12 protein-coding genes and 3 pseudogenes are annotated in these 15,182 nt (G+C 62.6%); 5 read left to right on the top strand and 10 right to left on the bottom strand.

The genetic code is table 11. From position 1 onward, the window contains the following. A pseudogene (locus tag AB0H22_RS08280) lies at nt 1-258 on the top strand (hypothetical protein); the annotation flags it as partial. On the opposite strand, the gene AB0H22_RS08275 reads toward AB0H22_RS08280, so the two are convergent. After that, nucleotides 247-489, bottom strand: a complete 243-nt coding sequence (locus tag AB0H22_RS08275) for a hypothetical protein (protein ID WP_358145942.1) — start codon at nt 487-489, stop codon at nt 247-249. The pseudogene AB0H22_RS08280 and the gene AB0H22_RS08275 overlap by 12 nt on opposite strands. Nucleotides 490-580: 91 nt before the next feature. On the opposite strand from AB0H22_RS08275, the gene AB0H22_RS08270 reads away from it, so the two are divergent. Beyond that, a complete protein-coding gene (locus AB0H22_RS08270; protein ID WP_358145940.1) occupies nt 581-1,831 on the top strand; it encodes a hypothetical protein in 1,251 nt (416 codons plus the stop codon). A gap of 171 nt (nt 1,832-2,002) precedes the next feature. Here the strand turns inward: AB0H22_RS08270 and AB0H22_RS08265 are convergent. From AB0H22_RS08265 to AB0H22_RS08255, 3 genes and pseudogenes are all read right to left on the bottom strand, one after another. Then, nucleotides 2,003-4,050, bottom strand: a pseudogene (locus tag AB0H22_RS08265) (phosphoenolpyruvate carboxylase). A gap of 49 nt (nt 4,051-4,099) precedes the next feature. Then, the gene (locus AB0H22_RS08260) at nt 4,100-4,945 is read right to left on the bottom strand and encodes a glycoside hydrolase family 16 protein (RefSeq protein ID WP_358145938.1); all 846 of its coding nucleotides are present in this window, start codon (nt 4,943-4,945) and stop codon (nt 4,100-4,102) included. 56 nt (nt 4,946-5,001) lie between these two features. Further along, nucleotides 5,002-6,162, bottom strand: coding sequence for an FAD-binding oxidoreductase (locus tag AB0H22_RS08255; RefSeq protein WP_358145936.1), 1,161 nt, complete (start codon nt 6,160-6,162; stop codon nt 5,002-5,004). A 119-nt stretch (nt 6,163-6,281) separates the two neighbouring features. Between AB0H22_RS08255 and AB0H22_RS08250 the strand changes: the two genes are divergently transcribed. After that, nucleotides 6,282-7,526: a M20 family metallopeptidase gene (locus AB0H22_RS08250; RefSeq protein ID WP_358145934.1), complete on the top strand. Its 1,245-nt coding sequence runs from the start codon at nt 6,282-6,284 to the stop codon at nt 7,524-7,526. Between the two features lie 9 nt (nt 7,527-7,535). On the opposite strand, the gene AB0H22_RS08245 is transcribed toward AB0H22_RS08250, so the two are convergent. The 4 genes and pseudogenes from AB0H22_RS08245 to AB0H22_RS08230 all read right to left on the bottom strand — a co-directional run bounded on the left by AB0H22_RS08245 (nt 7,536) and on the right by AB0H22_RS08230 (nt 11,240). Next, nucleotides 7,536-8,186, bottom strand: a complete 651-nt coding sequence (locus tag AB0H22_RS08245) for a thioredoxin domain-containing protein (protein ID WP_358145932.1) — start codon at nt 8,184-8,186, stop codon at nt 7,536-7,538. A gap of 22 nt (nt 8,187-8,208) precedes the next feature. Beyond that, a pseudogene (locus AB0H22_RS08240) lies at nt 8,209-8,650 on the bottom strand (DNA starvation/stationary phase protection protein). A 52-nt stretch (nt 8,651-8,702) separates the two neighbouring features. Further along, nucleotides 8,703-10,601 (bottom strand): KUP/HAK/KT family potassium transporter, encoded by a 1,899-nt coding sequence (locus AB0H22_RS08235; protein WP_358146168.1) that lies wholly within the window; start codon nt 10,599-10,601, stop codon nt 8,703-8,705. A 111-nt stretch (nt 10,602-10,712) separates the two neighbouring features. Next, nucleotides 10,713-11,240, bottom strand: coding sequence for a helix-turn-helix domain-containing protein (locus AB0H22_RS08230; protein WP_358145930.1), 528 nt, complete (start codon nt 11,238-11,240; stop codon nt 10,713-10,715). A gap of 61 nt (nt 11,241-11,301) precedes the next feature. Between AB0H22_RS08230 and AB0H22_RS08225 the strand changes: the two genes are divergently transcribed. Continuing rightward, nucleotides 11,302-11,946: a dihydrofolate reductase family protein gene (locus AB0H22_RS08225; RefSeq protein ID WP_358145928.1), complete on the top strand. Its 645-nt coding sequence runs from the start codon at nt 11,302-11,304 to the stop codon at nt 11,944-11,946. A 27-nt stretch (nt 11,947-11,973) separates the two neighbouring features. On the opposite strand, the gene AB0H22_RS08220 is transcribed toward AB0H22_RS08225, so the two are convergent. Further along, a complete protein-coding gene (locus AB0H22_RS08220; RefSeq protein WP_255485633.1) occupies nt 11,974-13,170 on the bottom strand; it encodes a GGDEF domain-containing protein in 1,197 nt (398 codons plus the stop codon). Between the two features lie 53 nt (nt 13,171-13,223). Next, a complete protein-coding gene (locus AB0H22_RS08215; RefSeq protein ID WP_358146166.1) occupies nt 13,224-14,081 on the bottom strand; it encodes a LysR substrate-binding domain-containing protein in 858 nt (285 codons plus the stop codon). A 71-nt stretch (nt 14,082-14,152) separates the two neighbouring features. Between AB0H22_RS08215 and AB0H22_RS08210 the strand changes: the two genes are divergently transcribed. Then, the gene (locus tag AB0H22_RS08210; protein WP_358145925.1) at nt 14,153-15,157 is read left to right on the top strand and encodes a bile acid:sodium symporter family protein; all 1,005 of its coding nucleotides are present in this window, start codon (nt 14,153-14,155) and stop codon (nt 15,155-15,157) included. Nucleotides 15,158-15,182 lie beyond the last annotated feature (25 nt).

The following is a 15,182-nucleotide window of genomic DNA, read 5'->3' as shown; positions in this document are numbered from 1 at the left end:
TGCCTCGATGCCGCACCGTCAGGCACCTCGATCGACGTCTGCAACAACACCTTGTTCGCGAACATGTCCACTAACTGCACCGCCGCATTCGGGCAACAAGGCGACCAGTACGACACCTGCCTACGGGCCGCCAACGACGAAATCGCCTGGGTCAAAGCCAACATGCTCACCGGCGCGCTATGTCAACCCGTCACACCAGCCACCAACACTCGCAGATTGCCCTCTAACGGCAACACGTACTGCGGATCAACGAACTAGCGGGGACACCTTGAACACCATCACGAACCAAACCTGCTCGGCTACAGGAGTATCCACGCGACGTTGGCTCCGTCGTGCCTCCAGCGCCGCGGCCATCGTTGCGATCGTGGCGGCGGCGGTGGGCGTACCGATCATCGCCCCCGAGTCAACACTCGGCTCCAACCCGATGGTGGCTATTGCGCGAGCCGACTGCCCACCGGACTGTGGTGGCGGTCCGGGTAACGGCGGCACCCCCTCGGGCCCGCCTGGCGGCGGAACAGAATTCGTACCACCTTCGATGCCAGCGATACCTTCTTACGAGCCTGGTCGTGGGCAACCACCTTTGGATCAGAACAACGGCATCTCCATCTACAACAGCGCAGCGCCTCAGCCGAGCCAAGCCGCTCAGCCCAGCCAAGCCCCTGTCCAAAACCAGGACGGCACTTACAACCGCGCCGCCAACGGCGAACAACAACCCATCAACTACAACAACGCCCCCAACAACCAACAACTCAACTCCGACTGGCAGCAGCTCAGCGACCAACTCAATAACCCGCAGAACCAACAAGCGCAACAGCCTGGGCAAGACAACGGACGACCAGATCAGACGGACGATTCAGACCACTCCGATACGTGCTCGATCGAAGGCATTCCTGACCTAGTGCCCGTCCAAAACATTCCTGACCCGGTGCCTATCGCTCCTCCAAGCGGTATTGGCACTGGCGCTCGCCTAGTTTCGGGAACGTCGAGATTGTTCGCGCCCACCTCACCGGGATGCGACGAGAAATCTACACAGACGAAAGAGATTTCTAGAGAACAAACGCTCCAAGATTGCACAGGCTCGGCCCCTGGCCCCTTCCCAGCTGGTGCGGAGCAGGCACTACAAGACGCGATTACGCGACGAAACACCCACCCAATGCCCCCCTCTGAGGGGACTTGGGATCGCTGGAGCCCCGGTATCCACCCGCCCCCTGCATCAGGTCCGACACATAATCAGGACGAAGCATTGCGCCTGAGCGAGAAGTTCTGGGACTTTGGCTTGCCTCGTGCCGAGCTTGGTCTTAACAACTACATACTGGGCGGCGGTGTGGACCAACCATTAGATGTGCAGGCGTTGATCGCTGATGTGCCTGAATTCTCGCAAAAGGTGAATTCTACGTTAGACCAATACGTACGTGATTTAGCTAAATCTAATGGACTTAAGCCAGGTCAGACCATTACTCCGTCGCAAGGTTGCGGATTTTCGACCGACTGGAATGTGTTCTCCACACCGAAAAAGGCACATCCCGATTGGTTCCTACTGTTGGGATCATTTAGCCTGCGGATTCGAGGAAATGTGTCCACTATCGAGATGACGCGCGATGGACAGCTGAATTATCAAGCGAGTTTTATTGTGGACGCTTATGATGTCTACGATTTCAACCCCAACGCTAACGGTACCGTCAACGACCTTATCGATCTCGGCTTGGATAGCGTCTACGATTTGAGTTTTGCGCAACTAGCAGGAATGAACGACACTGGTGAGGCGCGAGTCTACCGCGAATATGGCTCAGGTCCGCTAGAGGCTGTGGCCCGCTCAGTATCGGCGGGGTAGTGCCTTTCTGGATAGCAGCAATCGAAATGCCCGCAACAGGTGAGGCCTCAGACGCTCGAAACCTATGACGGTGCGCTGTAGCTCGTAATGCATAACCGCCGGATGTTGCAGAACGTTCGGTTGGACCGTTCATGGATGGTCGACAACGCCCGCGTGACGGAGCTGTAGCGGCTACCCGCTGTTGCGCAGCGCGGTGGCCAGACCGCTCGTCGTGAGCAGTATGCCGCGCTGCACCAGTTCGTCCTGGTCGCCGGAACGGTACCGGCGTAGTAGCTCAACCTGTAAGTGGTTAAGCGGCTCCAGATAGGGAAAGCGGTTGAACACCGAACGTGCCAGTGCCGGGTTATCGGCAAGTAGATCCTCATGCCCGGTGATCAGTTGATGCATGGCGATGGTCCTGTCGTGTTCAGCCACGATCTTGTCGAAAACCCGGTGCCGCAGCGCTTCGTCATCAACGAGTTCGGCATAGTGGGCTGCCAATCCCATGTCTGACTTGGCCAGTACCTGGGCTATGTTGTACAGCACCGTCTGAAAGAACGGCCATTGACGGTAGAGCTGCTGCAGTACCTCAAGTCGTCCGTCGCCTTCGGCGATCCACTGTTCAATCGCAGCTCCCGTGCCGTACCAGCCGGGCAGCATCAACCGCGATTGGCTCCAGGCCAAAACCCACGGGATAGCGCGCAGGTCGGCGATCGATGTGGTGGGCTTTCGGGACGTGGGTCGACTGCCGATATTGAGTGCCCCGATCTCGTTGACTGGCATCGAAGCCTTGAAATACTCGACAAAACCTGGTGTTTCGTGCACCAGTTCGCGGTAGCTGCGTTGAGCGCGAGCGGCAAGGTCATCGAGTATTTCGTAGGCTGTCTCGGCCGCCTCTCCCAATCCTTCGACATCGAGCAGTGTCGACTCCAACGTTGCGGCCAGCAGCGTCTCGAGGTTGCGATGGGCAGTGCGTGGTTAGGCGTACTTGGCTTCGTATCACCTCGCCCTGTTCGGTGATACGAAGCGATCCTGATACCGCCCCGGGCGGTTGGGCCAGGATGGCGTCGTAACTCGGGCCGCCGCCGCGACCCACGGTGCTGCCGCGACCATGGAAGAGCCGCAATCGAATTCCGGTCTTGCGGGCAGATTCCACTAAATCCAGTTCGGCGCGGTACAGAGCCCAGTTGGCAGCCAGGTAGCCACCGTCCTTATTGGAATCCGGGTACCCGAGCATGACCTCTTGGCTCTCGCCTCGGGCTGCCACCAGGGCTCGATAAAGCGGAATTTCCAGTGCTGCTTCGAGAATGGCGGAACCGCTTTGCAGGTCATCAATCGTCTCGAACAGCGGCACAATACCCACCGGGCAGAATGGGCGCGGCCGTGAAGCGTCCAGCAGCCCCGCCTCTTTGAGGAGAATCGCCGCCTCTAGCATGTCCGAAACCGATTGACATATCGAAATGATGTAGTTGGGAACCGCCCTGGGGCCGTAAGTCCGAACGGCCCGCGCGGCGGCGGCGATATCGAGCTCCTTTCGGGCAAGCTCAGAGAGCTCCGCATCCTCGCCGATCAATGGGCGGCGAGTGCGTAGCTCGGTGACAAGTACCTCGATGCGCTCCGGCTCCGACAGCGATCGATAGTCGGAATGCACGCCGGACCAGGCAGGTAACTCGGAAACCACCTCTTCGTGGACGTCTGAGTTCTGTCGCATGTCCAGCCCACTGAGATGAAAGCCGAAGACATGCACGGCTTCTCGTAGCGCGTGCAGCCGATCGTCCGCCAGTACCACGCTGCCGTGCGCGCGTAACGAGGCATCCACGATGTCGAGGTCTCTGATCAATTCATCCGGCGCGCGGTATGGGCTCAGGTTCAGATTTAGATCGTGCTCCCGCAGCGACGTGGACGGCGCGACGACGCTCCCGATGAATATCCTCGGCCACATTGGCCAGCAGCGCGAAATGGGTGAAGGCCCGAATGACGTGGATGGCCTGGTGGATGTCGATGCCGTCGAACAGTTTCGCGAGCTCGGCGCGATCGATCTCCGATCGGCGAACCCTGAATGACTCCACCCGCGCCCGCTCGACAAGTTCGAAGACTTCGTCGCCGCACTGCTCACGTACCGTTTGGCCCAAGATGGTGCCCAGTAGCCGGATGTCTTCGCGCATCGGCTCGGCGGCCTCCCGGCCCACCTGTGTCCGGGTAACGGCGCCTATCGGCGCAAGATCCGTAGCCTCAGCCATAGGTCGAGTATCCGTGGCAACGAGGCCGGTCGCACGACGAGCAGCTGAGCTACCAGACCCGTATCCAGTCGACGAGCATCTCCGCGGGGTAGGTGCCGCCGCGGGGATCGCCACCGCCGGATCCGGCCACCGCCAGATTCAGCACGGGAAAGACTCGATGGCCGGGATTGTTGAACGGCCAGTCCGCCAGGGAGTTGGCCGCGACCTCGAAGTACGGGGCGGCGCCGTCGGTGTAGTCCCGCCAGAAGCGAATCCCCTTGTCATCCCATTGGGTGCGCCAGGTGTGCCAGGCGTTGTCCAGGGACAGGTTGTGGGTCTTCCATTCCGAGCCGTTTGCCTTGGCGTGCACGGTGGTTGCGGCCGGCCAGCTGCCGTTGCCGTACCACTCGACGATGTCGATCTCACCGTCCTGGTCGCTGCCGAGCCAGAACGCGGGCCACGCGCCTGGGGTCAGGCAGTTGAACTTAATGCGCGCTTCCCAAGTGTAGCCGATACCGAGTTCTGTCGTGCTGTAGATCTTGCCGCCGTAGTAGGTGTTGCCTTCTTTTGCGGCCTTGATGACCAGATTCGAGTTGCCATCGAGGAAGACACTTTTGCGATCGTCACGGTATTGGCCGACATTTTCGGGAAGCTCCCAAAAAGTCGGGTCCTTCATGGACTCGCGAGCCTTCGACACCGCCCACTTGGATCCATCAGGCGCCGACCCGGCCGGGCCGTCGAACTCGTCGACGAAGACGTACTTGCCGGTGGGGGGTGCCGCGGGAGGCCGGTTGGGCGGGTTCTGTGGCAATTGTGGGCTGGCGGGCTGCGCCCACGCCTCCGGCATAGAAACCGCTGCCGCCAACATGCCAAGTCCTGAGAACGCCATCATGCGGCGCCGATCCATGTTCACCATCGACGCCGACGATAACAGGATTCGCCCGAAGCGGTCCGGGTGCGCAGAGGCCGCCGCTAAGGGTGGGTGCGCAGCGAGTCGCGGTCAGGCGCCAACATTGCCGAGGTCAGGCCTCGGGTGGCTAGATCACCCGGGATGGGGTTGCCTGTCGCCAAGGCCGCCCCCACCCGGGCAAGAGTCGGCGCCATCTGGATGCCGAACCCGCCTTGGGCGGCGCACCAGAAGAAGCCCTCGACGTCCGGGTCTTCGCCCACGACGGGCGTGCGATCGGCGGTGAAGGAACGCAGCCCCGCCCAGGCCGAGTTCACTGTCCGGATATCCAGAGTGGTCGCCGTGTTGATCATCTCGATGGCCCGCGCGATCTCCAGCTCATCGGGTCGGGGGTCTCCTGGTTGTTGGAGTGTTTCGTCGGCCGGTGAGCAGAGAAATTGGGCACCGTCGGGTTTGAAGTAGAAGGTGTCCGAGGCGTCCAAGGTCATGGGAAGTGAGCCGCCGGATGCCTCCTGAGGAGCGGGCACCATGAAGGCGGTGCGTCGCAGGGGCTGAATCCTGACCGGTCGCGCGCCCAGGGCTTGTGCGAGATCGTCGCACCACGCGCCCGCCGCATTGACGACGGTTGACGCTTGGAAGGTGCGACCCGCCGAGTCGTGCAGTGCCCATCTGTTGTGGCTGCGGGTACCGCTCACGATTCCGGCCGACTTCACGATTGTGCCGCCGCGCCTTCGTAAACCGCGTACATAACCTTGGTGCAGCCCATGGACGTCGAGCTCCATCGGAGTGTGATCAAGCACTGCCACTCGTGTGTGCCCAGGGCGCAGGAGGGGATTGATCTGCTCGGCGGCAACGCCATCGAGCAGCTCGGTGTGACTCTGCTGGTGACTGTCCCGCTGGTACAGCGTCCGCAGCGCTTCCTCGTGTGCCTCATCGGCGATGATCAACAGCGATAAGGGCTTCGTGAGTGGACCGTCGAAACCCTCTCGCGGAGCAGTGAAAAAGTCGCGGCCGGCCGCCGTCAACATCCGGATGACGGGATTTCCGTAGTTCTCGATAAAGGTGGCCGCCGAGCGGCCCGTGGTGTGGAAGGCGAGGGTCGATTCCCGTTCCAGTAGTGCAACGGTGTGGTGCTCGGCCAGCTCGTAGGCGATCGATGCACCCGATATTCCGCCCCCGACGACGATGACGTCGACAGAGAGTTCGGCATCGATGGATTGGCTCACGTGACGTGACCTCCGGTAAGTCTCGGCGAGGGTGACGGTCTCCCTGTGTTCGAGGGTAGGTCTTTGATATCGCCGTATTGTCGGACTGAGTCGCAGAAACACGCATAGTGGGAGGCCGGATGACGATCACGCTGCCCGACAACTGGGCCGACACCTTGGGTGATTTGGCCGACTTCTACCGCGATCTGCATCAGCATCCGGAGCTGTCATTTCAAGAACATCGAACCGCGCAAAAGGTCCAGGAGGCCGTCGCGCCGCTCGGGCTAGAGGTGACACCGCGTATCGGTGGTACCGGAGTGGTTGCCGTGCTGCGCAATGGATCTGGCCCGGTTGTCTGGTTGCGGGCCGACTTCGACGCGCTTCCGGTGCAGGAGCAGACGGGCCTCCCTTACGCGAGTACGGCCCGCGCCACGAACCCCGATGGCAGGGACGTTCCCGTGATGCATGCGTGTGGGCACGATATGCACACCACCGTGTTGGTGGGCACTCTTCGGTTGCTGCACGAGCTCAAGGAGGCCTGGTCGGGGACGGTGGTCGCGGTTTTCCAGCCCGCCGAGGAAGTCGGCGGCGGCGCAAACGCGATGATCGCCGACGGCATCCTCGATCGGTTCCCCAAGCCCGAGATCGTCCTTGGCCAGCACGTCGGTCCGCTACCGGCGGGGATGATCGCGTACAAGACGGGTACGGCACTCGCCGCCTCGGACTCGCTCAAGATGCAGCTGTTCGGGCGGGGTGGCCATGGCTCGCAACCGGAATCGACAATCGATCCGGTGGTGATGGCGTCGAACGTGGTGCAGCGGTTGCAGACCATTGTTTCGCGCGAACTGTCCCCGTTCGAGCCCGCTGTGGTCACCGTCGGCTACCTGCACGCCGGGGCGAAGGACAACATCATCCCCGACGACGCGGAGCTCGGTATCAACGTCCGCACCTTCAACGAGGACGTCCGGAGCAAGGCGTTGGCGTCCATCGCGCGGATCGCTCAGGCCGAATCGACCGCCTCGGGTGCCGACAAGGAACCGACGGTTACCTCGATGCACACCTTCCCGGTCACCGTCGTGGACGATGCGGCGATGCGCGCGATCGCCGCCGTGTTCCGTGAGCATTTTGGTGCCGACCGGGTGGTGGAGTCGCCCAACCCGCTTGCCGGGAGCGAGGATGTCGGAATTTTCGGAACCACCGCCGGGGTGCCCACCGCATTCTGGTTCTGGGGTGGGTACGAGCAGCAGCGCTTCGAAGCCGCTGCGGCGGCCGGAAAGCCGGTGCCGTCCAACCATTCTCCGGAGTTCGCGCCGGTGCTGGAGCCCACGCTGAGTACGGGGATCGAGGCACTCACCGTGGCGGCGTTGTCACGGCTTAACCCGTAGCACCTCGTATCACCGCGGAATCTTGTTGAGCCAGCTCGATTCTCCATCGACAGGTTGACCGTCGATGACAACCATGGGGACGCCGGATTTGGGGAAGGCCCGCAGCAGCGGCAGGTTGTTTGCCGCGATGACGCGGGCGTCAAAGGGGATCGGCAGACCGACTCTGATCAGATCCTGCGCGCTCTGAGGTGCGTTCACACGGCCGGCCAGCTCTGCCAGCTGGTCGTTACTCAGATCCGAGTCGCCTTCCTCCTCCGGCTGCTGATCCTTCGCATAGATCTGCTGGATGAAGCGCCAGGTGGTGTCACTCGACCGCGACTGATCGGCGACCACAAAGCTGGCATAGATCGCACGGCTGTCGTAAGTGCCACTGGCCGAATACTTATCGAGAAAGTCCACAAATCGGAGATTGATATGCAGCTTGCCGGACTCGATGCGGCGCCCGATCTCCTCTCCTTGGTCTTGAACCATCTTCCCGCTATAGGGGCAGAGCGGATCTAAATAGAGGTCAATCTGCCCGGGAGCCGCGGGGTCGCCGAGGGCGAGGACATCCCCGGCCGGCGCCGCGTCGGCCGCATGGGCCAACCCGACGTTGGGACCCCAGACCAGGACGGCGGCGAGTAGACCGATGATCGTTGCGAATCGCCTCACTACATGCACCGCTCCATCATGGCGTAAGCGGCTACACCTTCCGGTTCTCGGACTTGATCAGCCAGGCCAGCTTCTCCATCGACTCCGTCATGCACCGCGCGCAGGGTGTTCACCGCGGCGTAGGTGCGGGTGGTGATCAGGTCGACGATGTCACCGGTGCTGTGCTCGTAGGGAGGGAATTCCGGCAGGGTGGTGCTGGCGGCCACGGTGTCTGAACGGCCGTCGGGCAGTCCGTCGAGCGCGCGCATCCGCTCGGCGATGGTGTCGCTGGACTCACGGGCGAAGTCGACGAGTTCGTCGAGCTGCAGGTGTAGATCGCGGAAGTTGCTTCCCACGACATTCCAGTGGGCCTGTTTGCCTTGCAGATGAAGTTCGATCAGGTCGACCAGGACCTGCTGAAGGCTCGCGCTCAGCGCCGGTGAGGCCTGGAAATGTGTGATATCGGTTTCGGGTGTGCGGGCTGAAGTACTCATGCTTAGTACAATCCCACCTAATTTGGATCTATTCCAGATTAGGTGCAGAAGCTCACACGTCGATTCGCGAGCCCATGACGACCGTGCGATCCCTGGGGAGGCCGAAGTACTCGGCCGCGTCAGCGGTGATATGCGATGTCGCAAGGAACAGCTGCTTGCGCCACCGAGCCATCGTCGGCGCCGTGCCTTTCTGCAGCTCCAGTTTTGAGAGGAAGTAGGTGGCTTCGTCTATCGGGATCGGTTGTCCCTCGGTCTGCTCGGGGTCGAGTAGCTGCAGTGCGTGGGGGACGTTGGGTGTTTCCATGTACCCGAATCGTGCCGTGACGTGGATGATCCCGTCTTCGGCGTAGCCGAGATTGTCGATGGTCGTCCGCTCGGCGTCCTCCACGCGGGGAACCGGGGATGTCTCGATCGAGAGAATGACCACGTGCTCATGCAGTACGTGGTTGTGCTCGACGTTGGCCCGCATCGCCAGCGGCGTGGTGTCCTTGCTCCGGTTGAGGAACACCGCGGTGCCGGGTACGCGCACCACACGCGCCGTGTCCTCGTTGAGCTGGTCGACGAACTCCCGCAGCGGACCCTCGGCCTGCTCACGGGCGGGGGTCACGATGGTGCGGCCGCGCTCCCAGGTTCTCATCACGGTGAATGCGATCAATGCGATCAAGAGCGGCAGCCACGCGCCATGAACCAGCTTGGTCATGTTCGCCGCCAGGAACAGCAGATCCACGGTCAACAGCGTGCCCCCGCCAAGGAGTAGCAGCCAGAGCGGGGTGTTCCAGCGAATGCGGGCGACGTAGAAGAACAGCAGGGTCGTGATGGTGATGGTGCCGGTCACCGCCATACCGAAGGCGTACGCCAATGCGGCCGAGGTTTGGAATGCGAAGACCAGCGTCAGCACGGAAACCATCAGGACCCAGTTGATCCACGGCACGTAGATCTGGCCGATCGTCGATTCCGAGGTGTGGGCTATCCGCAGCCGTGGCAGGTAGCCGAGTTGTACGGCCTGCGATGCCACCGAATAGGCGCCGGTGATCACCGATTGGGACGCGATCACCGTCGCCGCCGTGGCGAGCAGCACCATCGGCAAGCGGGCCCACTCGGGTGTCAACAGGAAGAACGGCGCGGTGATGGCGGATTGATCACCGAGGATCAGGGCGCCCTGGCCGAAGTAGCTCAGGGTCAGCGCGGGGAGCGCAAGACCGAGCCAGCCGTAGGTAATGGCCTTGCGTCCGAAGTGACCCATATCGGCGTACAGCGCCTCGGCTCCGGTCACCGAGAGCACCACTGCCGCAAGTGCGAAGAAGGCGATGTGAAAGTGCCCGACCATGAAACCGACTGCATAGGTAGGCGAGAGCGCCTTGAGGATCTCCGGATGTTTGACGATGCCGGTTACCCCACAAGCACCGATCGCCGTGAACCACGCGATCATGACCGGCCCGAAGAACCGTCCTATCAAGGCGGTGCCGTGGCGTTGCACCAGGAACAGCCCGATGATGATCACCGCGGTGATGGGAACGATCCACGCTTCGAGATCTGGCTGAATGACCTTCACGCCCTCGACCGCCGACAGCACCGAGATGGCGGGGGTGATCATGCTGTCGCCGAAAAACAGGGCGGCGCCGAAGAGTCCGACACCTGCCAGCACCAGGGCGGCCCGACGGCCTTGTTTCCCACCCCATCGCGTCAACAGCGTGATGAGCGCCATGATGCCGCCCTCACCGTCATTATCGGCGCGCATCACCAGGGTGACGTACGTGAACGTCACGATAGCCATCACCGACCAAAAGATCAGCGACACAATGCCATACACGTTATCCGTGCTGACTGGTACGGGATGTGGGTCAGCTGGATTGAATACCGTCTGAATGGTGTAGATCGGGCTGGTCCCGATATCTCCGAACACCACCCCCAACGCTCCGACGACGACCGCCAGGCGCACGGTGTTGGCCAGTCCGGCGGGGCTGTGTGGTGACGCGGTCGCAGAGTCTTGTTGCACGGTGCGGTTCTCGTTTCTGCATCGCCCACCGCGGCATCCGGTGTGGCTGGTTGTGGCAGCCAGATATTAGCCCGAGCTTGGGCCGGCGGCCCGCTCATAGGCGGCGGTCAATTCGGCGAGTACACCGTTGACGGGTTGGGAATGCCTGTCCAGATGCGTGGTGCGTAGGTCGTCCATGAACCGCTCCCAGAGGGGCGGCCCTCCCGCGGCCAAGAGTTCGGCGCGTACCGACAGTTCCCGCGAGGCGGGCAACCACTGTGCACCCCAGGCGCCGAGGTGTGCCATCAACGGGACAAGCTGAATCGCGGCCTCGGTGAGGTGGTACTCCACCTTTTGGAGGTGGGTGGGGTCGTCGTCGCGGGTGAGCAGCCCGGCGCCGACCAGCTTGGCCAGCCGGCTGGCGAGCGTGTTCGACGCGATGCCTTCTTCCGAGGCGGAGAGCAGTTCGCGAAAATGGGTATTGCCACTAAACATAATGTCGCGCAGGACGATAAGGCTCCACCTGTCTCCCAGCAGCTCCATCGTCAGGTTGATGGGACAGCCCGACTTGCCCGGTGCCACGGGCAGCCGATCCGTGTCAACTGGTTGCGTCATGCAATCAGTCTAGGGTAGCTTTCAAAACCGATTGCAGATTGCAATCGGAAGGGATTTCGGAATGACTCAGCGCGTCCGCGTCCAGTGCTTCAGTGTCACCGCCGATGGCTTCGGTGCGGGAGAAGGTCAATCCGAGGAACGGCCCTTTGGGCACGCAGATCCGTCGAAGCTCATGTCATGGGCCGGAGCCACTGCCAGCTGGGTCAATCGCACCGATGCGGGCGGCACCCGCGGGCTCGATGACTACTTCACCCGGGACTGGGCGCGAAACATCGGGGCAGAGATCATGGGGCGCAACAAATTCGGTCCAGTGCGTGGTCCGTGGCAGAACCATGACTGGCAAGGCTGGTGGGGTAGTAAGCCTCCCTTCCGGACCCCGGTGTTCGTGCTTACCCACCACGAACGTCCTTCGTTCACCCTGGGCGACACTACCTTTCACTTCCTCAATGTCTCGCCGCACGAGGCGTTGGCACGTGCCTTCGAGGCCGCCGACGGGAAGGATGTGAGGATCGGCGGTGGTGTCGCCACGGTCCGCGCGTTTCTTGATGCGGGCCTCGTTGACACCATGCACGTGGCGGTCGCCCCGGTGGAGATCGGACGCGGTGAGCGGTTGTGGGACAGTCCCGACGAGCTCACCGACCGCTTCCACCTGGAGAAAATTCCCAGCACGAGCGGCGTTGTGCACCATCTGTTCTGGCGCCGCTGATATCACTACGGCGCGTTGGAACGCCAGCTAGGGTGTTGCCCGCTGGCGGTCGACTGAATGCCTACCCGCGGTGGCTCTGTCCTGGGCCGCGCGCTGTTTAGCCTTGTACATCTCTGCGTCGGCGGTGATCAGCAGATGGTGCACAACCGTCTCCAATGTGGGGGAATGTGCGGTGATGGTGGGAGGCATCGGTATCCAGGCCCCGCCCATGCTGGAGGTGACCGTCGGAAAATCGTCGTTCATGGCGAGGGCTTCGGAGACCATCCGCGGGATTCCGAGATGCACCGGCGGGTAAACGATTGCAACAAAGGCGAATTCGTCGCCCCCTAGGCGGGCAAGCAGGGTGTCCAGCCCGGCAACGGTGAACAACCGTTGTGCCGTTCGCCTGAGTACCTCGTCGCCGATGTGGTGGCCGTACGTGTCGTTGATCGCCTTGAACTCATCGAGATCGATGACCACCGCGACGACGATCTTGTTTTCGGTTGACCTCGGCCATGCTGCGCAGGCCTCCTGCAGGCCGCGCCGGTTGAGTACACCCGTGAGGGGGTCATGCCGGACCAGGTGATCGCGGGTTGCGATATACCTGGTCAATTGCCTTTTGCCTGTATACACCACCCAGCCGGCGGTGACGGCCGCCAGCGCGATCGTCACAACCGCGATGACAAGTTCGGGGTAGGACATGTCCCCGCGCGGTACCGCGCCGCCGACGGTAACCACGAACCCAGCCGTCAGCACCATTGACTGGAACTGCATGGCGCGGCGTCCGTGCACCAGGAAGACGTATCCGCTGACCGCCACGAGCCAGGCCATCTTGACGAAGGCGACTCCAGAGCTGGTCACCACAAGCAGCCCTATCGTGATCGCCGCATCGCAATACAGCACCCACGCGAGTGACTGGGGGTACGTCACCGGCCTCCGCATGGCAAACCGCACGCCCCACGCGAACGTGGGTAGCGATACGGCCAGACAGAGCATCGGGATGGTCGACATCCCCTCGAAAGCCAGCGTGATCGCGGCTGCTCCGATGGCGATGGAGCCGACCGCGGTCAACAGGGCGAGGGCTCGACGCACCCGGGCTTGTTCGAGGATGCGGATGTTTGTCTCGAAGATCTGGCTGCCCGAGGGCCGCGCGTAGCCGTACATCACCGGTGCGGTGTCCTTGTCATCGAACACTCCGATCAAGATTCTGGTGTCTGGGGTGACCACATCTGTCCTGGCGAACATAGCGCCTAGCGCCCCCACGCCGCAGCTTTGGGGGCCACGGGTCAGCCGAACCTCTACGCAGCACGCAGCCGGTGTGTGCTGGCGATAATCGCGTCGCACAGCGCCTGCTCGGGTTCTGATAGCACGCTGCGGCGGCGTAGCAGCACGAATTCCAGCTCGCCCAGGTCGGGTAGGCCGTTGTCGGCGACGGTGACAAGTCCTGCGGGCAGCAGTGATTCGGCGTGCGCCACCACACCCATACCTGCCAGTGCCGCCGCCCGCAGCCCCAGCTGGCTGTCACTGACGCAGGCGATTCGCCACGTGCGACCCTCGCGCTCCAGCGCTCGCAGCGCCGCATGCCGGGTCAGACTCGGCGGCGGGTAGGTGACGATCGGGACCGGGTCGCGCACGTCCAACGTGCCGGGCCGTCCCGCCCACACCAGCCTGTCGCGCCAGAGCAGTTCCCCGTGCTTCTCTCCGGGGAGACGCTTGGCCACCATCAGGTCCAATTCGCCTGCCGCCATGCGGTTTTTGAGGTACTCACTCAGCCCGACGATGAGTTCGAGGTCCACGCCCGGATGCGAATTCTGAAACTCGACGAGGACATCGGGCAGCTGGCGGGCAACCAGGTCATCGGAGGCGCCGAGCCGGATGAGCCCGGTGAGCTGAGAATGCGCGAAGTACCGATCGGCCTGCGCGTGGGCGTCCAGGATGGCGCGGGCGAAGCCGACCATCGCGGCGCCGTCGGCGGTCAACGCCAGATTGCGGGTATCGCGCCGGAACAGCTCCCGTCCGATGGATTGCTCCAGCCGCGCGATATGCCCGCTCACCGTGGACTGGCGCAGCCCGAGTATCCGTCCGGCCGCGGTGAACCCACCGGCGCGTTCGACCGTCAGGAACGTCCGAAGCTGCTCGGGGTCCAACATATCAATCACGATACTCGTTGAGAGATATCGCTTCTATCGGCTTTCGTAATCAGTATCGGGCTCATTACGGTGGCGAGGTGAGGTGGCTGGCGAAACTGCGCATCGATGGATTCCTGCTGGGGTTGTTCGCGGCCATGGGCGTCGGCCTGCTGATCCCCGCGCGCGGCGGTGCCGCCGACGTTCTCGACTGGGCCACCAAGATCGCCATCGCGGTGCTGTTCTTCCTGTACGGAACACGACTCGAACCGCGCGAAGCGCTCGAGGGTCTACGCCATTGGCGGCTGCACACCACGGTGCTGGCCGCGACCTACGTACTGTTCCCGTTACTCGGGCTGGCCATGAAGTTGTTGGTGCCCTCGGTGCTGACAAACGACCTCTACACCGGTGTGCTCTACCTGTGCCTGCTGCCGTCTACGGTGCAGTCCTCGATAGCGTTCACGTCCATTGCCCGAGGCAACGTGGCGGCCGCGGTGGTGAGCGCCTCGGTGTCTAACATGTTGGGCGTCTTCATAACTCCCTTGCTGGTCGTGCTGCTGATGCAAACCACGGGGGAGGCTACCGTCTCACCCACCGCGATCCTGGAGATCGTGGTGCAGCTGCTGGTGCCCTTCGTCGCCGGTCAGCTCTTGCGGCCCAAGCTGTATCGGGTGCTCTCACACACGACGCTCACCAAGGTGGTCGATCGTGGTTCGGTCTATCTCGTGGTCTACGCGGCCTTTAGCGCCGGGATGGTCGAACACGTCTGGCAGGGCATGGAGATCTCCCGGCTGTTGGCGGTGGTCGCGGTCAGCATCGTGCTGCTGGCGGTGGTACTGGGCGTCACGGCAGGAGTCGCGCGGCTGTTTCGTTTCGACAGGGCCGATCGCGTCGTCGTGATCTTCTGCGGATCCAAGAAGAGTCTGGCAACTGGGCTGCCCATGGCCACGGTGCTGTTCGCCGGACATCCGGTGGGCCTGATCGTGCTGCCGCTGATGATCTTCCACCAGATTCAGCTGATCACTTGCGCCGCGCTTGCCGGGCGGTGGGGGCGAGCCGCCGAGGCAGCCGAAACCGCGGAGGTTCCGGCGGGCGCCCGGCCGTAAGCAGGCACCGCCTGGATGTCTGTGG

It is taken from the genome of Mycobacterium sp. NPDC050853, assembly GCF_040653875.1.
Taxonomy (GTDB): Bacteria; Actinomycetota; Actinomycetes; order Mycobacteriales; family Mycobacteriaceae; genus Mycobacterium.
This window is presented reverse-complemented; position numbering and strand designations above follow the sequence as displayed.